Origin of the sequence: Rhizobium sp. AN5 (assembly GCF_900215255.1) — a bacterium.
In the GTDB taxonomy this organism is placed as follows: domain Bacteria; phylum Pseudomonadota; class Alphaproteobacteria; order Rhizobiales; family Rhizobiaceae; genus Agrobacterium; species Agrobacterium tumefaciens.
Genome location: NZ_OCMJ01000003.1, coordinates 355,979 through 375,407, shown reverse-complemented (window position 1 = coordinate 375,407; position 19,429 = coordinate 355,979). Strand labels below are relative to the sequence as shown.

The window sequence follows — 19,429 nt, the reverse complement described above, 5'->3', positions numbered from 1 at the left end:
GGAAGGTGATGCTTCAAGCGATATTGCGAAGCTGTTCAAATAACGCAGTAAAGGGCGTTTCAGCGCGGTAGAACACAGCCGGTTGGCCTATCGGAGCCTCCACGGTGATCTCGTGCCCGCCAAAATACCGCGCGCCACTCCAAAGATGCACCCATTCACTATCGCCCGGAAGGTAAAGCGTGCGCTGCGTCTCCCCCGCCTTGCACACGGGTGCGACCAGCATGTCGGCCCCGTAGAGATAGCTGTCCTGAATGGCATAGGTCTGCCGGTCGTTCTCGTGATGCAGGAAAAGCGGGCGCTGTACCGGCAGGCCGGTTTTGGCCGCTTCAGTGGAGAGCGATTTCAGATAGGGAGCGAGTGCAACGTAGATCGCCGTCATGCGGGCAAAATGACCAAGAACCGTCTCGTCCTGATCGATCTGGAGATTGTCGCGCGGGCGATTGCCCTCATGGGTGCGCATGACAGGGGTAAAGGCTGCCATCTCTGTCCAGCGCATGATGAGTTCCGGGGTTCTGACATTGCCGAACAGGCTGGTATAACCGCCAATATCGGAATGGTGATAGGCATTGCCGAGAAGACCGGAAGACAATGCGCCACATATGACGGTGACGAGACCGTCATGGCGGGAGAAATCGACGGACTGGTCACCGCCCCACAGTAGCGGGCAATGGGCTTGCACACCGGTAAAGCCCGCCCGCATGAAGAACAGCGCTTCGCCGGTTTTGCCGCGGCTTTCAACGGCCTTGGCGTTGACCTCTGCCCAGAGCGTCGGCCAGGCATTGTGCATCAGTTTGGCGTCGATGCCGTTCGATAGCGTGATGTCGATCGGCAGATATTCGCCGAAATCGGCCATCCAGCCGGAAAGGCCGAAATCCAGCATGTTCTTGCCGATGATCTCTTCGGCAAACCACTCGGCTGCGGCCGGATTGGTGAAATCGACCACGCCACAATCGAACTCGCCGAAATCCACGAGCGCCGTCTTGCCGTCCGCACCGGTGGCGAAATAACCGGCCGCCTCCGCCTCCGGAAAAAGCGGGCCGTCGACGCAGAGATAGGGGTTCACGTATCCCAGAAAACGAATGCCCTGATCGGCAAGCTCGGCGATCTTCTGACGCAGATGCGGATAACGCGCCTCATTGGCCTGCCAGTCCCAGAAGAGCCGGGCGCCAAAGGATGTCTGGCGAAGCCCCACCCAGTCCTCGCACCACAGGCCGGAGACCTTGGTTCCGGCAGCGCGGATTTTTTCCAGCCGGGCAAAGGAGTTGGCGCCATCCTTTAACCCGATGATCGCGCCGCTATAGACCCACTCCGGCAGTTCCGGCTGGCGTCCGAACCGCAGCGAGAGGGCGGAAACGATATCGGTGAAACGATCGCCGGTGAAAAACTCGATCCTCTCGGGGATCGCCCAGATCTCGACTTCGTGGAAATCTTCGTTGCGGAAATCGAAGACCGAATAGGCGCTGGTCTCCACATGCAGAGCATATTTGCGCGACGACAGATAGGTCGGCTGCGGGTAATTGGTGTTGTAATAATCGCCACCCGCCTTGCCGCTGACGTCAGCCTTGAAGGTGATTTCAGCGGTCTTGTCGCGGCCGACACCGGGTTCGGAGGTCCAGAGCGGAAAGCGGCGGCCGCGCATGTCGAAATAGGACATCTGTTCGCCACCGCCCCAGACATGTTCGTCCTCATCTGCGACGATCCGCAGCCACAGCCGATTGATGGTTTCATCCAGCGCCGTGACCCTGATGGCATTTCCATCCAGCGCCAGATGAAAGCGCGCGGCCTGCCCGGGTGCGGAAGACAGCGTAACGCTGTCGCCACTGACTTCGGCGTGGCGGAGCGCAGTTCGTTCGATGACATAGTCCTCGATATCGAAATTGCCGCGATACATATCCATCCGCTCCTTGCCGAAACCGGCGAAGAAAGCCGGGTTCTCAGGCGAATGAGAAAGAATGGTGCGGCCGCCAATCGCAAGCGTGAAGCCGTCTCTGGTCTTTTCGAATTGCATGACTGTACCTGTTTAACCCTTGAGACCGCCGGCGGTGAGACCGGAGACGACGCGTTCCTGAAAGATGACGATCAGGATCGCGACCGGGACGATGCCGACCACTAGCGCCGCCGAGATGACGGGCCAGGGGAAAGCGAACTCACCCTGGTAAAGCTGGATGCCGACCGGCAGCGTGCGCAGTGCCGGATTGGAATTGAAGGAAAGCGCCAGCAGGAATTCGTCCCAGGCGTTCACGAAAGCGAGAATACCGGCGGTGAAGACGCCCGGCGCGCAGAGTGGCACGACAACCTTGAACAGCGCGCCGATGCGGGTGCAGCCATCAATCATGGCGGCGTTTTCCAGATCGCGCGGGATGCTTTCGAAGAACGACACCAGCATCAGCGTGCAGACCGGCAGGGAGAGCACGGTGTAAGGCAGGATAAGAGCAGTCCAGCTATTGAGCAGGTTGAGCGCACGCATGATCTCGAACAGAGGCACCAGCAGCGTTACCAGCGGGAATGTGGAAACGGCGATGATGAGCGAGAGGATCAGCGCCCGATATTTGAGATCGAGCCGCGCCAGCGCATAGGCTGCCAGCACCGAAATCAGAATTGTGAGGGCCGTGGAAAGCAGCGCAACCATGAAGCTGTTGAACAGGAAGAGGTGCAACGGCTGGTCGGAAAAGGCCTGCATGTAATTGGCAAGCGTTGGCGCATGCGGAAACCATGTGATCGGTTTCACCGTCAGTTCCGCTTCGGTTTTCAGCGAGGTGAACAGGATCCATATTGCCGGAAACAGGCCGTTGACCAGCAATATGGAGGCCGCAATGAAGCGCAGCGGCTTGCCGGAGAAGAAGGAGGACAGACCGGAGGAGGTTGCAACGGTGCTCATGGGATCAGTCCTTCGTCCTGATAATGCGGAGATAAACGGCGGTGACGCACATGGAGAGCGCAAACATCATGACCGCCAGTGCCGAACCGTAACCGAGATCAAGGAAGGAAACAGTGTTCTGGTGAATGTACATGGCGAGCGTCGTGGTTGATGTGCCGGGTCCGCCGCCGGTCATCATGTATGGAATATCAAAGGTCTGCAGCGCCGTGATGGTGCGGAAGATGAGAGCAACGACGATCGAGGGCTTGAGGAGCGGCAGCGTGATCTCGAAGAACTGCCTGAGCTTGCCGGCGCCATCCACATCTGCGGCTTCATAAAGCGAGCGCGGAATGGTTTGCAGCCCTGCAAGGATCATCAGTGCCATGAAGGAGGAGGTCTTCCAGATGATGGTCAGGCAGATGGCCGCAAAGGCCCAGTTCGGGGAGTTGAACCAGATGATGCCTTCAAAGCCCAGCCGGTTCAGCACATCGTTGACCACGCCGTATTCGTAGTGGAAAAACCACGCGAAGATGAGGCCGGCGAACGACAGCGGCAGCGCCCAGGGGATGAGCAGCGACAGGCGCATCGGCCATTGCATGGAAAACGGCAGGTTGGCGAGGAGCGCAAGGCCCAGGCCCATGAACAGCGCTCCCGGCACCGTTATCAGCGTTATCAGCACCGTATTCCAGGTCGTTTCCCAGAAAATCGGGTCATCGAGCATCGCCGTGTAGTTTTCAAAGCCGATGAATTCCGCCGGCAGGCCTGATGTCAGCGAAAGGCTGAAAAACGAGGTGTAGACGAGACGCGCCACCGGATAGACGATGATAAGCGAAAGAAGAATGGCTGCAGGCGCCAGCAAAAGCACGGCAAGCGACCGGTCACCGAGATCGAGCCACCGTGTCCAGCGCGGCTGCGGTTTCTCGTCCACCCTGACCATTGTTCTCTCCGGCATCGTCACGTCTGCCACTCCCGCAACTGAATTCACGTCATCGTCTCCCGATCAGACCGGTTAAGTTCCGGCCCGTCTATCGCGCCGTTCAGGCGATTTTAACTGGTTCGGCCAAACAGGCCGGCAACGGCATGTCTTGCATGCCGCCCCCGGCCACAGGGCTTAGCGCAACACGCGACGCAGACGGCTTTCCATCTGCTTTGCGCCGTCTTCCGGCGACATCACGCCCGCAAGCACGCCATTGACCGTGGTGCGGATCGTTTCGCTGACCTCGTTGTAACGCGGTGTGACCGGACGGGCCTTTGCCGTTTCAACAACCGGAAGCGCATCCGCAAACCAAGGGATGGACTTGGTCACATCAGCATCCTTGTAGAGCGAGGCATAGGTGGGCAGCAGCGCGGCGTTGATGGCCATGAACTTCGAAACATCCTGGCTGGACAGATATTCCACCAGTTTCTTGGCTTCGTCCTGCTGCTTGGAATAGGCGGAAACGCCGAATTCCCAGCCGCCGAGGCACGTCGTCTGCTCCCCGCCCTTGACAGCCGGCAGACGGGCGACACCAACCTTGTCGTTCACCTGCGATTCCTTGCCCTGAAAATGGGTCCAGGCGTAGGACCAGTTGACGGCGAAGAGAACCTTGCCCGCCTGGAATTCCTTGCGCGTGTCGTCGGTCGCCACTTCGGAAATGTTCTTCTTGGAAACGCCTTCGTCGACGAAGCTCTTCCAGAGCTTCAGCGAATCCACGGCCGCCTGATTGTCGAAATTCAGCTTGCCGTTTTGAACCAGCGACTTGCCTTCGCTCCAGTAGGGCAGCAGGAACGTGCACACTGCACCTTCGATGGCCTTGCCCTGGAAGGAAAGGCCCTGAAGCTCGGGGTTCTTTTCGCCCTCCATAACCTTCTTGGACGCTTCCTTTAGCTCGTCCCAGGTGGTCGGCGGCTGCATGCCGTATTTGTCCAGCAAGTCCTTGCGATAGTAGAGGAACATGGAATCGGCGAACGCCGGCAGCGCCACGATCTTGCCGTTCACGGTGTTTGCCTCGGCATAGGTCGGCAGGTAGGCGGACAAGTCCTTGCCGGAGAAATCGCTGGTCCAGCCAGCGGTTGCGAACTGTGCGGGACGGATGACATCGAGCATCAGCACGTCAAGGCTCGAATCCTTGGCAGACATGACGGTGTTGAGATATTGCGCCTGCATTTCGGAGGTGTTGCCGCCGGTCTCGATCACGACTTTCACGCCGGGCGTCTTCGCCTCATATTGATCGAGCGCCTTGCGCCATACATCGGGTTGATGCTGGCTGGAAACGAAGATTTTTAGTTCGGCGTCGGCAAAGGCCTGTCCCGAAAAGCTGAGCATCGTCGCGCAGAGCGCCGCTCCCGTAAGGGCTTTGAATTTCATGTTTTCCTCCCGTTATTGAAATCTTGAAGCCGGGCCGGTGGCGGCCCGATCCTGTCACTGAATGGAGCGTTCCGTCGTCACGTCGAACAGGTGCACCTTCGATGGGTCGAGGCCGATCTTCAGTTCCTCATTCGGCGCCGGTTTCATCTCTGGCGGCATTCTCGCCGTCAGCGCTGCATCACCGAGGGTGAAATGCACCAGCGTATCCGACCCCAGAGGCTCCACCACCTGCACCTTGACGGAAAGCTGTGTGTCAAATCCCCCGGCAGGACCGAAATGTTCAGGGCGAATGCCGACGATGACCTCCCGTCCATCGAGCGCCGTTTCACGGGACGGTCTGACTGCTGCCAATGGAAGAGAGTTGCCGTCCGCAAATGTAAGCCTGTCGCCAATCACTTTGGCGCGGGCGAAATTCATGGCAGGCGCACCGACGAAACCGCCGACGAACACGCTTTCCGGACGGTTATAGACCTCGTCCGGCGTGCCGACCTGCTCGATATCGCCGCCGCGCAGAATGACGATGCGGTCAGCCAGCGTCATCGCCTCCACCTGATCATGCGTCACGTAGATGATGGTGGTGCCGAGCTGCTGGTGCAGGCGCTTGATTTCCGTGCGAACCTGTCCGCGCAGTTTTGCGTCGAGGTTGGAAAGCGGCTCATCGAACAGGAACACCTGCGGGCGGCGCACGATGGCGCGGCCCATGGCCACGCGCTGGCGCTGGCCGCCTGAGAGCTGGCCCGGACGACGGTCCAGCAGATGGCCGATGCCCAGCATATTCGCTGCCTCATCAATGCTGGCATTGGCCTGCGAGGCGCTGACACCACGTACCTTCAGGCTGAAACCCATGTTTTCACGCACCGTCTTGTGCGGGTAAAGCGCGTAGTCCTGAAACACCATGGCGATGTCGCGCTCGCGCGGCGGCAGTTTGTTGACAACACGGTCGCCGATCATCACCTCACCGCCGCTGATGCTTTCCAGCCCGGCGACCATGCGCAGCGTCGTGGATTTTCCGCAGCCGGAGGGGCCGACGAAAACCACGAATTCACCATCGTTGATTTCAAGGTCGATACCCTTGACGATGCGCAGGGCACCGTAACTCTTGTCCAGCTTGCGCAGGCTGACTGAAGCCATCTTTTCCTCCTCACGTCCGGGGCGTCCAAAATCGGATGAACGCAAACCCGGCATCAACCTTCAAATCCACGCATCGCTTTTCGAAAAAATCATCCCGATCGTCCGGCGATATCGTGGGACGGCAAAACGCCTGTCTCCCTAGGCCCGTGATATTACCTTTCGTCAAAAGGAAATCAATAGTGTATCAATTTTATTTCTGACAGAAATCAAAAACCGGCAAAGCTTTGATTTGTAGAAATATTTCAACGAAAACCCCTGCGTGGCAGGTCGCGGCTTCCTTGCCTGCGGTCAATTTTCTCTGTTCATGTGGATCACGCGAATTTCGTGCGTTTTCAACGTATGCGTGAAACGTACCGCGCGACAGTGTGGTCGAACCATGTCCATGAGACTTCAGCCACGGCGCCGTCCTGACCCTGGCTCAGGCGAAGGACACGCGGCACCGACGCGCCGGATTTCTGGCCGAATTGTGCAGGCGCCCACTCTGGCACTTCCCCGAGGTCGATGCGGTCTTCGGCCTTCGATATCCAGAGATTGAGGCGGGTGCGGTAATAGAGATAGAGCGATTCCGACAGGTTCTCGATGGTAATCGTGTCGACATAGGAGCCGTCGAGCCAGATCTCCTCGATCGCCGCCGGTTTCCCTGCGATACGCCTCAGGCGGCGGATGCGGTGGCCTTCCGGCGATGTGCCAAAGGCGGGCAGGGTGGAGGGCTTGGCAAGGCGGGCAACATCCAGCACCTCCGCCGTTGGCAGGCCGCCGCCCTCGATCATCTCAAGCCGGAAGAAGGCATAAACGCTCTGCGGATCGCTGACTGCCCGGATGTAATTACCGGAACCCTGCACGCGCTCCAGCAGTCCACGCTCCTGCAACTCCGCAAGCGCCTTGCGAAGCGTGCCGACAGCAATGCCGAGATCGGCTGCCATATCCCGTTCGGGAGCAAGCTTTTCACCATCTGTCAGACGGCCCGCAGCGACTTCGCGCACCAGCATTTCGGCGATCTGCAAATACATAGGCAGGCTGCCGCCCGTGTGTTTCATGATGCCATCCCCTCCGCAAAACAAAAATTGATACATCATTGATTTACATATTTCTTGATGTTATGCAAGAAAAACGAGAGCGGCCTTGAGGAGGAATTGCATGACCGTCGTACCCGTTACATCCGCTGATCTCGATGCTGCCGAGGTCTCCTGGTTTTCTGCCCTTTGTTCCGATGATTACGCCTATCTGGGCGTGCCGGATGGCAGCCTGCGCTCCAGCTTCGAACATTGCTCCGACATCGTCAAAAAGGCCGAGGAACTCGGTTTTCGTAACATTCTCTGCCCCTCTTCCTATCAGGTTGGCCAGGACACGTTGAGCTTCGTGGCGGGTTGCGCTCCGATCAGCGACCGCATCAATTTCCTTGCTGCAATCCGTTGCGGCGAAATGCAGCCGATCATGCTGGCGCGTACGGTGGCGACGCTCGATCACATGCTGAAGGGCCGCCTGACGCTCAACGTCATCAGCTCCGATTTTCCCGGCGAGGTGGCTGACAGCGCGTTTCGCTACAAACGCAGCCATGAAGTCGTGCAGATTTTGCGCCAGGCTTGGACCCGTGACACGATTGACCATGACGGCGAGATCTACCAGTTCAAGGGTGTCTCCACCGAGCCTGCACGTCCGTACCAGCAGAATGGCGGTCCGCTGCTCTATTTCGGCGGTTATTCGCCGGATGCGCTGGAGCTGTGCGGCGCGCAATGCGACGTGTATCTGATGTGGCCCGAAACGAAAGACCAGCTCGCAGATCGCATGCGCGCTGCCCATGAGCGTGCCGCAGCCCATGGCCGCACGCTGGATTACGGCCTGCGCGTCCATATGGTCGTGCGCGATACCGAACAGGAAGCGCGCGAATATGCCGAGCATCTTGTTTCGAAGCTCAATGACGAGTACGGCCAGCTGATCCGCAACCGCGCCCACGACAGCGGCTCACTCGGTGTATCGCATCAGGCGCGTGCCCGGGAACTGGCCGACAAGTTTGGTTATGTCGAACCCAACCTGTGGACCGGCATCGGCCGGGCGCGCTCCGGCTGTGGTGCAGCGCTCGTCGGCTCCACCGACAAGGTTCTTTCGGCGCTGGAGGAATACCAGAAGATGGGTATTCGCGCCTTCATCCTCTCGGGTTACCCGCATCTCGACGAGGCTGAACACTTCGGAACCAAGGTCCTGCCGCAAATGAAAACCTGCTCCCTGCCGCATGCATACGGCCGGGTGCCTTCTGAAACACCTGCCACGCCGCTCGGCAACGGGGAACGCCACTGATGGAACGTATCGCTCTTTCTGAAAACCTGGAACTTAGCCGCATCGTTTACGGCATGTGGCGCATCGGCGACGATGCTGATACTTCGCCTTCCCATGTACAGGCAAAGATCGAAGCCTGCCTGGCGCAGGGCATCACCACCATGGATCAGGCCGATATATATGGTGGATACACGGCGGAAGCCATTCTGGGTGCCGGCCTCAAGGCAACTCCATCCCTTCGCGACAAGATCGAGATCGTGACGAAATGCGGCATCGTGGCGCCGACCGGGCGTCACTCAGCCGCCCGCGTCAAGCACTACGATACCACGGCTGGCCATATCAACGCTTCAGTCGAGGCCTCCTTGCGTGACATGGGCACGGATCATGTCGATCTGCTGCTGATCCACCGACCCGATCCGCTGATCGATCCCGAAGAAACCGGCAAGGCGCTCGATGCACTGGTAGCGTCCGGCAAGGTCAAGGCCGTGGGCGTTTCCAATTTCCGCCCGTGGGATTTCGCCCTGCTGCAATCGGCTATGAGCAATCGGCTGGTTACGAACCAGATCGAAATGAGCCTGCTTGCTACCGATAGCTTCACCAATGGCGATCTGGCCTTCCTGCAGGAAAAGCGCGTTTCACCGATGGCATGGTCGCCGCTTGGCGGCGGTTCGCTGTTTTCCGGTGCGCATGGTGGAACCATGGCCGCCCTGCAGCGCATCGGCAACGAGCAGGGCGTCGATGCCACTGCCGTTGCCATCGCCTGGCTGCTGCGGCATCCGGCAAAGATCGTGCCCGTGCTCGGCACCAACAATATTCAGCGCATAAAAACGGCGGCCGATGCCCTGCGCGTCACCATCGACCGCCAGACATGGTTTGAGCTTTACACACTTGCAATTGGAAGCGAGGTGCCGTGATGACAGTCGCAGAAGCGATCAAAATGCCCAATGAGCATGTATTTGTTCCCGGCGGCGAAAACAGCCGCAGCTTTCGCAATGCGCTCGGCGCTTTCACCACCGGCGTAACGGTGGTGACGGCAACGACGCCCGAAGGGCCGATCGGTATGACGGTCAACAGCTTCGCGTCGGTATCGCTCGATCCGCCGCTGGTGCTGTGGTCGCCCGCTAAAAATTCGTCGCGCTATCCGGCCTTCAGCGGCGCAACGCATTTCGCCATCCATGTGCTTAGCGCAGATCAGGACGTGCTGAGCGCCCGCTTCACCCGCAACGGCCGCGCATTCGACGATCTTGACTGGGAAATCAACGACGAGGGCGTTCCGGTCATTCCGGGCACGCTCGCCCGTTTCGAATGCCGGCAGGCGGCAGCTCACGATGCGGGTGATCACACCATCATCGTCGGCGAAGTGCTGCGCGCCGCCCACCGCGATGGCGATCCCCTGTGCTTTTCAGGCGGAGCCTTCGGGCGGTTTTCAAAGCAGTAGGCAGAACGGGATTTTGCCGTTCGATCTCGGTAGAGATTTACTCCAGCCATTTGTTGCTTATTTAACGGAGCACGCCTGTCGTGCTCCGTTTTTGTTTCGTCTGTCAGTAAAAACCACGCTTTGCGCTGTTCATACTGGAAATCATCTTTCAAACTGGCGTAGTTGATCTCATTCACAAAATGATTCGCTCGATCAAAGGAAGACCGCACGTCGCGCGGGTTAGGGAGACTGAATGTCCGCTTGTTTCTGCCATGTTTCGGAAGGGGAAACCTGTCCGACAGCGGAAATGCGTGCCTTGACGCCAAGCAGGCTTTTCGTCTGCGGGACGGCGGGTCTTTTCTTCTTTATATTTTCGCTTGCCGCTGCATCAGAGGCTATCGCCGAAACGTTGCTCTGGACGGGATCCGATGGGGGGGACTGGTTTAACGACGCGGACTGGGGGCCGTCGCGCCGTGTGCCTGATGCCCGCGATGATGCGATGATCGATACCTACGGCCCGGTCATTACGATAGGCACGAGCGCTGAAGCCCGTCAATTGTTGATAGGCACCGCGCCAGGGGCCGGCACGCTGGTGGTGCAGGGCGGCTTGCAGACAGATTCGGTTCTTCTCGGCGCTGTCAGTGGCGCGTCCGGCACCGCAAATTTCATCGGTGCGAACTGGAAGAATGGTGGTGACGTCTCCATCGGAGACAGCGGCGTGGGTAACCTTTCCCTTTTGCACGGCACGACGGCATCGTCGAAGAACGTCCTTATTGGCGGAAGCGGGACCGGAAATGGCTCCCTCAAGCTCGACAATTCATCCACTCTCACGACTTCCGACACCGTTTTTGTGAGTGGGTCGTCTTCCGGAGCTGGCGGCGGTGGAAATCTGGAGGTGCTCGGCGCCAGCGCGCTTTACAGCGCGAGAGGCGTTCTGGCCGAAGACCTCGGCACGACGGGAACCGCGCTGGTTTCCGGTGAAGACAGCCACTGGACCATGTCGGGGGATATAGTCGTTGGCGAAGCAGGCGTTGGTAAGCTCACCGTAACCGGTGGCGGTACGGTCATCAGTCAGACAAGGACGGTGATTGCCAATCTGGCTTCTGCGGACGGAAGTTCTGTGACGGTAAGCCGTCTGGGCTCCTCGCTGCAAAGCGGCGGATCGCTCGTCGTCGGAAATTCGGGAGCTGCAACGCTTCTCGTAGAGGCCGCAGGGACCGTAACCAGTGGCGAGGCCATTATCGGCCGCCATTCGGCAAGTGAGGCGACTGTCACCGGCGACGGCTCGAACTGGAAGACCGGCGACCTGCAGGTCGGTGGCGATGTCGCCGATCCGGGCGGTGCCGCCGGCAATGGTAAGCTCAACGTTATGGCGGGTGGCTCCGTTGATAGTACGGCGGCGCGGCTCGGCGTTGTGGCGGGTGCGACGGGCGCTGCCGCCGTGGATGGGCAGGGCTCGGTCTGGGCAGTCAACCGCGGCGACCTCGAGGTGGGGGTGAATGGCACGGGTTCGCTGGCGGTCACGGGCGGCGGCCTTGTCGATGCAGCGAATATCATCATCGGAACAAATGCCGGTGGTACTGGTTCCGCCCGCGTATCCGGCGTCGGCAGCAAATTGCAAAGCCGCGGCGATCTCAATGTCGGCCTTGACGGCAACGGTTCCATGACCGTCGAGGCCGGTGGCACGGTGGAAAGCCGCGACGGCTATGTTGCGGCCCATGGCGGTTCCACTTCCACCGTAACGGTGGCGGGCGACGGATCGAGCTGGGCGATGACTGGAACGTTTTTTGTCGGATACGGAGGCGGGGCTACAGGAAATGTGTCGGTCAGCGCCGGCGGCGGTATCAAAGCTGCCAAGGTGATGCTCGGTGATCTTGCCGGTTCCTCCGGCACGATGACGATCACAGGAGCGGGTTCGAACGTCACCGCTTATATCGACAACGGCGTTGTGAACTCCGGCTCCGTCGATGTGGGTTTTGAAGGTTCCGGAAGCTTGACCGTTACCAACGGCGGATCGCTTGCTGCCTATGATCTCTATGCGGGCAGTGCGGCGGGATCAAATGGAAACGTTCTGGTCAGCGGTGTGGGATCGCGTGTTGCGGTTGGCAATCTCATGGTCGTCGGCGATGCAGGAAACGGTTCCGTGGAGATAACCGGCGGAGCCTCGCTTGCTGCGCCCACTATTCTCATTGCCGCGTCGGCGGGTTCCACAGGCGTGCTCAACATCGGAGCTGCCGCGGGCCAAACCGCCCGCTCAGCCGGTGCGTTGGAAGCGCGCACGATTGCTTTCGGTGCCGGCAATGGGAGCATCGTCTTCAACCATTCCGAGACCGGCTATATACTCTCAGCCGATATTTCAGGTGCGGGCAAAGTCGTTGCCGAAGCTGGCGTCACAACGCTTGGCGGCAATAACAGCTATTCCGGCGGCACCACGATTTCTTCCGGCACGCTGAAGGGCACCGCAAAAAGTTTCGGCTCGGGCGGCATCGCCAATGATGCGCAACTCGTTGTCGATGGTGCCGGCACGCTTTCCAATGCCATCAGCGGTACTGGTACCTTTGAAAAGACCGGCGATGGTAATCTGGTCTTGACCGGAAATAGTACCTATACGGGCACCACTGCGGTTTCCTCTGGAAAGCTCAGCGTCAATGGCTCGCTTGCAAGCGCTGTTTCGGTCGGTACCGGCGCGACACTTGGCGGCTCCGGCACCATCGGCGGCCTGACCGTCGGCTCGGGTGGCACGCTCGCGCCCGGCAATTCGATCGGCACGCTGGCTTCCACGGGCAGCGCAACATTTGCCAATGGCTCTCGCTATGAGGTTGAAATCGACGCCGCCGGCAATTCCGACAGGCTTGCCGTGACCGGAACCATCACCATCGACAATGATGTCAGTCTTGTCGTTACGTCGCTGGTGAACCAAACCGCCTATAGCCTCGGCACCCGCTACACGATCCTGACGGCAACGGGCGGAATTACCGGTACGTTTTCAAGTGTCGGCGAAAATTTCGCCTATCTGACCGCAAGGGTAGCCCGGAGTGCCGACGACGGCGCCACCTATCTTTCCTTCGCCCGGGCATCAGCGGATGCCGGCTTTCTGGCCGCTGAAACATCGACGGCCAATGCGCGCGGGGCCGCCAACGCCATAGAGGCGCTTGGGGAAAGCTCGCAGCTCTACGAGGCAGCCGTGTTTCTGCAGCAGGGCGAAACCCAATCCGCCTTCGCGCAGCTTGCCGGGGAAATTCACCCCTCGCTTGCCATGGCTTTGATCAACCGCAGCCAACTCACCCGCGATGTCATTCTCAACCGGCTGCGTAGTGCTTTCGAAGGTGTCGATGCGCGCCCGATCCTTCCGGTCGCCTATGCTGAAGGCGGGTCAAACCCGTTTGACATTGACGAGGGTTCCCTCACGTTCTGGTCCAGTGGTTTCGGCTCCCGCGGCCGCATCGATGACGATGGCAACGGCGCATCGGCCGACATGAAGGGCGGTGGCGTCCTCTTTGGTGTTGAGGGAGATTTGGCTGATGGCTGGCGTGCCGGGGTGGCGGCCGGTTACGGCCGTGATGTGATCAGCCAGGGTTCTCCTGCTGCATCTGCTGACGTGGACAGCTACTATGTGGCGGGTTATGCGGGCAAAACAATTGGCCCTGCATCCCTGCGTCTTGGTGCAACCCATGCCTTTCAGGATGTCGAAACCCGCCGGGCGGTTTCTTTTTCAACATTGAAGGAGGACCTCACCGCCGGTTACGACGCTTCCACCACGCAGGTCTTTGCCGAAGCCGCCTGGCGGTTCGATTTCGATCTCACCCATATCGAGCCTTACGCCAATATCGCTTACGTGAATACGCGGACGGATGCTTTCCGGGAAATGGGCGGTATCGCCGCCGTGTCTTCGGGTGCCGTCAGCCACGACGAGTTTTATTCGACGCTCGGAGCGCGCATCAGCCGTGACATTGCGCTGGAGGGGATGCTTGGACGCGCGATGCTCGATATCGGGTGGCGTCATGCCTATGGCGATCCGATGATGGAGAGCGCACTGTTCTACGAGGGCGGCAGTGCGTTTTCTGTGACAAGTGCTGCCACGGCGCGCGACGTGGCATTGATCAATCTGGGGCTTAGCTACAATCTCAACCCATCCGCCACGTTGACATTCCGCTACGGCGCGGTTTTTAGCGCGGGTCTGCTGGATCAATCTGCTTCAGCCCAACTTGGAGTTCGTTTCTGATGAAGCGCAGTCAAAACACGCTTTGGAAAACGGCTCTCACGGTGTTCCTGTCCGCCGGTTTGGTGGCAGGCGGTGCTCCCGCGCAAGATGCAGAAAAAAAGGCGGACGCGCCGTTGCGTGAGGTTCACGGGAGTTGGCAGCTTGCTTGCGTCGCGCCTGCGAAAAAAGATGATAATGACGCCAGTACGCCGGTGGCAGAGACGGCAAAACCGCTCTGCGCCATCGCTCAGGTCCAGCTTGAGGAGAAGACACGCAAACTGGTCGTCTCCGTCGAATTCCGGCTGGACGATGTCGGGACGCCGGACAAGCTTTCCGGCACCATGGTCATGCCTTTCGGCCTTGCCGTCACAAAGCTGTTTTCGGTAAAATCCGGAAATGTGCGGTTGCAGGAAGTTCAGGTCAGCACGTGTCTGCCCGTGGGCTGCGTCGTTTCCTTCACGCCGTTCGTCGAACTTGTAACCGCGCTGAAGGCCGGACAAACCCTGACGATAGAGGCCCCCGATCTGCAGGGCCGAACGGTTTCGTTCCAGTTGCAGGGACAGGGATTTTCCGAGGCACTGGAGCGCCTCGGAAGCTTGCATTAGCGCATTTCCGGTAGAAACCGCATCGCGGTTTGTGTCCGGAAATGCGTATCTACGATCTATGCCGCGACGGAGTCGGGTTCTATGGCACCCTCCGGCTTTTGCGGTTCCGCGTGTTTTTCGGCCGATTTCTTGCGCGAAAACAGCCCGGTGAGATAGGTACCCAACCTGTCCATTTCCACGAAGATGACCGGGGTGATGAACAGCGTCAGCAATTGCGAGACGATGAGACCACCGACCACGGCAACACCAAGTGGCTGGCGCAGTTCCGAGCTGGCGCCTGAGCCGAGGGCGATGGGCAGGGCGCCCAGCAGCGCGCAGAAGGTCGTCATCATGATCGGCCGGAAACGGCGCACGCAGGCTTCGTGGATGGCACGGGTGGGCGGTTCGGCCTTTTCGCGGATCAGTTCCACCGCAACGTCGATCATCATGATCGCGTTTTTCTTGACGATGCCGATCAGCATCAACAGCCCGATGAGCGCGATGATCGAGAAATCCATGCCCATCACCTTCAGCGCCACCAGCGCGCCAAAAGCCGCCGCCGGCAGACCGGAAAGGATGGTCAGCGGGTGGATGAAGCTTTCGTAAAGCACACCCAGCACCACATAGATGGTCAACACCGCCGCAAGAATGAGGATGCCGGTATTGCCCTGGCTCTGCTGGAATATCGCCGCCGTGCCGCCATAGCTGGTGAATACGTCCTGCGGCAGGCCTATGGTGGTTTTGATCTGGTCAATGCGGCTCGTCGCATCCGAAAGCGCCACGCCATCCGGCAGGTTGAAGGAGACCGTGGTGGAAACGAGCTGGCCCGTCTGGTTGATGGTCACCGGCGCCTGCGTGCGGGTGAGGGCGGCGAAGTTGGAAAGCGGAACCAGAACACCCGATTTTGCCGAGAGAATGTTGATGTCGCTCAGGAAATCGTCATTCCACTGTTTCGAGCTGTCGAACTCCACGATCACATCATAGCTATCACCGGTTGACTGGATTTGCGCCGCCGTATAACCGCCGAACGACATTTCCAGCGTCTTGCGCAATTGGTCGTTGGTAATGCCGAAGGCGGCGGCCTTTTCCGGGTCGACCGAAATCGTCGCCGCAATTGCGCCGTTCTGAGCGTCGGAATTGACGGCGGCGAATGTGCGGTCGCGGCGCATCGCCTCCATCAGCTTGTTCGACCATTCATTGGTCGCGTCGGCATTCAGGCCCTGAATGACGAGCTGGTATTGGCTGGCGGAGCTGCGCCCGCCCAAACGCAAGCTTTGCTGGGGATTGATATAGGTGCGGATGCCCGCCACCTTCGATGTCGCCTGCCCCAGTTCCGCCAATACCTGGCTTAGCGGTGCACGCTCTTCCTTCGGTTTCAGCTCCACGAACATCGAGCCGTTATTCAGCGGGTTGCGGGAGTTGCCGCCGACTGTAGAGGTGACATGCACCACGGCCGGGTTCTTGCGGATCTGATCGGCCACCTGCGCCTGAAGATCACGCATCGCGGTATAGGAAATGTCCTCACGCGCCTGCGTCGACACGGAAAGGCGACCGATATCCTCCTGCGGGAAGAAGCTGGAGGGCAAAGTCTCGAACAGATAAAGCGATGCTGCAACTGATGCCAGGAATGCGCCCAGAACCACGCGGCGATGGGAAAGGCACCAGCCGACGGCCTTGCCATAGAGGCGAAGCGTGCGTTCGAAGCCGGCGTCGAACCAACGGATGATGGCCGGCGGTCTGGAGGAATGACCCGAAAGCCGTGAGGCGAGCATGGGCGTGACAGTCAGCGAAACCAGCGCCGACGCCATGATTGCCAGCGTGACCACCATGCCGAATTCGTTAAACAGCCTGCCGATCACTCCGCCCATCAGCAGAATGGGAATGAACACGGCAACCAGTGAGATGGACATGGACAGAATGGTGCCGCTGACTTCCGCGGCGCCCTGAAGGGCCGCCTCGCGCATCGTCAGGCCTTTTTCCTCGTGCAGTCGCAGGATGTTTTCCAGCATGACGATCGCATCGTCCACCACAAGTCCGACCGACAATGTCAGTCCGAGTAGCGAGATATTGTCGATACTGTATCCCAGAACATACATGGCACCGAAGGCGGTGATCAGTGATAGCGGCACGGCAAGGCCCGGAATAATGGTCGCCGTCAGATGCCCGGTGAAGAGATAGATAACCGCAACCACCAGCCCTATGGTGAGGAGCAGCGTGAACTGCACGTCGGCAATCGCGTCCTTGATCGCGGTCGAGGCGTCATTCATGACGTTGATATTGACCGATGGCGGCAATTGCTGGCGCAGCGCCGGTAACTTGGCCCGGATGGCATCCACCACATCAACGGTGTTGGCGTCCGGCTGGCGCTGCACGGCAAGAACGATCGCCTGTTCGCCATCGAACCAACTGCCGGCATTGGGGTTGTCGATACTGTCGGTGACATTGGCGATATCGCCGAGATGGATGGAAGCACCGTTGCTTGTCGCTACCACCAGCGAGCGGAAGGCCGCGGCATCGGTGCGCTGGGTGTCTGCCTCGATCGTCAGGCGCTGGTTGTCATTCTGCAGCGCGCCCACGGGCACCTGATTGTTCGCCTGCGCGATGGCGGTTGTGACGGTATCGACGCCAAGCCCTCTTGCCTGAAGCTGCGAGGGATCGAGGCCAATGCGCACGGCATAGGTCTGCGCGCCGTAGATACTCACCTGCGCGACGCCGGAAATGGTTGAAAGCAGCGGCGAGATGATATTCTCGGCGATTTCGTCCACCTTGCTAGTCGGCATCTCCTTGCTGTTGATGGCAAGCAGCAGTACCGGCGCATCGGCCGGGTTGGTCTTGCGGTAACTCGGCGTTGTCGTCATGTTGCTTGGCAACTGTCGCTGTGCGCGCGAAATCGCCGCCTGAACATCGGCTGCCGCTGCGTCGATGTCACGGTTGAGATCGAATTGCAGCACGATGGAGCTGTTGCCCAGCGTGTTGGTGGCGCTGATTTCGCTGACACCCGGAATGGTCTCGAACTGCTTCACCAGCGGCGTGGTGACTGAGGTGGCCATGGTTTGCGGTGAGGCGCCCGACAGCGACGACGAAACGCTGATCGTCGGAAAATCGACTTTCGGCAGCGCAGCGACGGGCAACAGGCGGAAACCGGCAAGCCCGGCGAGCACGAGGCCGATGGCGAGAAGGGTGGTTGCGACGGGTCGGTTGATGCAGAAATTCGGGATCATGGGTTACCCACCTGTTCCTGCTGCGGAATATTGGCGGCCAGATTGGCGGCCGCGCCGCCCTTGTCCGAGAATTGCTCGACCACCTGTTGACCGTCGGCAAGTCCCGACTGGCCTTCGATGATCACATGCTCGCCGCCGGTGAGGCCGCTTGCAATGGCGGTGAGATCTCCGTTCGAGCGGGCAACTTCCACGGTCGTCATATGAACACGGTGGTTGTCATCGACGGTGTAGACGAAATTGCCCTTCGGCCCCGGCCGCACGGCAACCGTCGGCACGACGATCATCTCCGCGTCGGAGACGAAATGAGCCGTGACGTTGACGGACTGGCCGGGCCACAACAGCCCGCGATCGTTCTTGAATTCCGCTTTGGCAAGTACGGTACCGGACGTTTGGTCTACGACGTTGTCGTAAAAACGCAGCATGCCGCTCATGGGCTCGCCGCCGGTTGCCGCCGGGTCTACATCGACCGCCGTGTCCTTCTGAACGCCTTCGCGCAATTGCGGCAGGTAGCGCTGCGACAGGCGAAAACTGACAGAGATGGGATCGTATTTCGTGATCGTCACAATATTGATGCCAGCGCTGAGATAGGCACCGGGGCTGACGGTAACATCGCCAAGTCGCCCATCGAAGGGCGCACGGATCTCCATATGTTCGAGCGTCACCTGGTCGGAAGCGAGCGCCGCCTTGTCGGCATCGATCTTGGCGGCGGCGCTGTCCCGGGCTGCCCGTGCCTGATCCAGTACCTGCTGGGACTCTGCGCTCTGCTTGACCAGATTGGCGGCGCGCTGGAAGGCGGCTTCCGTCTGTTCCAGTGTTGCCTGATCGGCAGCGATATTGGCCTTGTCCTTGTCGACGGCTGCGCGGGCGATACGGTCATCCATCTTGAGGATCAGATCGCCCGCCTTGATATGCTGGCCGTCCTTCGCGGAGATTTCCGTGACGAGACCGGCCTGAAGCGGCGCTATATTGGTGATGTCGGCCGCAACCGCCCATCCCGTCGCCGTTGCATCCATCGGCAACGTCGCCTTGTTGACGGCGATGGTGCTGACGGTAGGCGGCCCGCCATTGCGCCGCCCGCTGCCTTGCCTCTGGCCTGTCTGCTGGCCGGCTTGACCGTTCTGCGACGGCTGGCCCTTCTTGCCGGCAGATCCATCGGCCGTTGCCGTTTCTGCATGTGGCGAAACGCTGGCGAATTGTTTGAGGTAGGGAATTTGATCAAGCGGCAGGCGATCTTTAAAATACCACGCGCCGGCGGCTGCGATGGCGAGAACGCTGAGGGCGGTCCAGAAACGTTTCATCTGACGGTTCCGCAAAATGAGAGCAATACATGTTTCCCGAACATGTTCGGCAAGCCCTGGGAGCAGCTTTAGCTCCCACAAGACACCCAATGCGCTGCA

At 59.6% G+C, this 19,429-nt stretch carries 13 protein-coding genes; 5 read left to right on the top strand and 8 right to left on the bottom strand.

The features are described 5' to 3' along the window. Nucleotides 1-13: 13 nt before the first annotated feature. The 6 genes from CRP02_RS05150 to CRP02_RS05125 all read right to left on the bottom strand — a co-directional run bounded on the left by CRP02_RS05150 (nucleotide 14) and on the right by CRP02_RS05125 (nucleotide 7,372). Nucleotides 14-2,008 (bottom strand): alpha-glucosidase, encoded by a 1,995-nt coding sequence (locus CRP02_RS05150; RefSeq protein WP_097170459.1) that lies wholly within the window; start codon nucleotides 2,006-2,008, stop codon nucleotides 14-16. Between the two features lie 12 nt (nucleotides 2,009-2,020). Further along, a complete protein-coding gene (locus CRP02_RS05145; RefSeq protein ID WP_003500737.1) occupies nucleotides 2,021-2,878 on the bottom strand; it encodes a carbohydrate ABC transporter permease in 858 nt (285 codons plus the stop codon). A gap of 4 nt (nucleotides 2,879-2,882) precedes the next feature. Continuing rightward, nucleotides 2,883-3,794, bottom strand: coding sequence for a carbohydrate ABC transporter permease (locus CRP02_RS05140; protein WP_003510821.1), 912 nt, complete (start codon nucleotides 3,792-3,794; stop codon nucleotides 2,883-2,885). A 174-nt stretch (nucleotides 3,795-3,968) separates the two neighbouring features. After that, nucleotides 3,969-5,204: an ABC transporter substrate-binding protein gene (locus tag CRP02_RS05135; RefSeq protein ID WP_097170458.1), complete on the bottom strand. Its 1,236-nt coding sequence runs from the start codon at nucleotides 5,202-5,204 to the stop codon at nucleotides 3,969-3,971. A 54-nt stretch (nucleotides 5,205-5,258) separates the two neighbouring features. Then, nucleotides 5,259-6,335: an ABC transporter ATP-binding protein gene (locus tag CRP02_RS05130; RefSeq protein ID WP_097171249.1), complete on the bottom strand. Its 1,077-nt coding sequence runs from the start codon at nucleotides 6,333-6,335 to the stop codon at nucleotides 5,259-5,261. Between the two features lie 332 nt (nucleotides 6,336-6,667). Continuing rightward, the gene (locus tag CRP02_RS05125; protein WP_065661628.1) at nucleotides 6,668-7,372 is read right to left on the bottom strand and encodes a GntR family transcriptional regulator; all 705 of its coding nucleotides are present in this window, start codon (nucleotides 7,370-7,372) and stop codon (nucleotides 6,668-6,670) included. Nucleotides 7,373-7,472: 100 nt separating this feature from the next. Here CRP02_RS05125 and CRP02_RS05120 point away from each other — a divergent pair, with 100 nt between their 5' ends. The 5 genes from CRP02_RS05120 (at nucleotide 7,473) to CRP02_RS05100 (ending at nucleotide 14,832) form a co-directional block, all read left to right on the top strand. Continuing rightward, nucleotides 7,473-8,630 (top strand): LLM class flavin-dependent oxidoreductase, encoded by a 1,158-nt coding sequence (locus CRP02_RS05120; RefSeq protein WP_097170457.1) that lies wholly within the window; start codon nucleotides 7,473-7,475, stop codon nucleotides 8,628-8,630. After that, nucleotides 8,630-9,523, top strand: coding sequence for an aldo/keto reductase (locus CRP02_RS05115; RefSeq protein ID WP_097170456.1), 894 nt, complete (start codon nucleotides 8,630-8,632; stop codon nucleotides 9,521-9,523). The genes CRP02_RS05120 and CRP02_RS05115 overlap by 1 nt, the downstream gene beginning before the upstream one ends. Further along, entirely contained in the window at nucleotides 9,523-10,047 is a 525-nt protein-coding gene (locus CRP02_RS05110; RefSeq protein ID WP_013761544.1) for a flavin reductase family protein, read from the top strand. The genes CRP02_RS05115 and CRP02_RS05110 overlap by 1 nt, the downstream gene beginning before the upstream one ends. Before the next feature lie 232 nt (nucleotides 10,048-10,279). Beyond that, complete coding sequence (locus tag CRP02_RS05105; protein ID WP_097170455.1) at nucleotides 10,280-14,248, top strand: autotransporter domain-containing protein; 3,969 nt, start codon at nucleotides 10,280-10,282, stop codon at nucleotides 14,246-14,248. After that, nucleotides 14,248-14,832, top strand: coding sequence for an invasion associated locus B family protein (locus CRP02_RS05100; RefSeq protein ID WP_097170454.1), 585 nt, complete (start codon nucleotides 14,248-14,250; stop codon nucleotides 14,830-14,832). The genes CRP02_RS05105 and CRP02_RS05100 overlap by 1 nt, the downstream gene beginning before the upstream one ends. 56 nt (nucleotides 14,833-14,888) lie before the next feature. Here the strand turns inward: CRP02_RS05100 and CRP02_RS05095 are convergent, their stop codons facing one another. Then, a complete protein-coding gene (locus CRP02_RS05095) occupies nucleotides 14,889-18,032 on the bottom strand; it encodes an efflux RND transporter permease subunit (RefSeq protein ID WP_097170453.1) in 3,144 nt (1,047 codons plus the stop codon). Then, nucleotides 18,029-19,330, bottom strand: a complete 1,302-nt coding sequence (locus tag CRP02_RS05090) for an efflux RND transporter periplasmic adaptor subunit (RefSeq protein WP_097170452.1) — start codon at nucleotides 19,328-19,330, stop codon at nucleotides 18,029-18,031. Before CRP02_RS05090 ends, CRP02_RS05095 begins: the two co-directional genes overlap by 4 nt. Nucleotides 19,331-19,429: the final 99 nt, after the last annotated feature.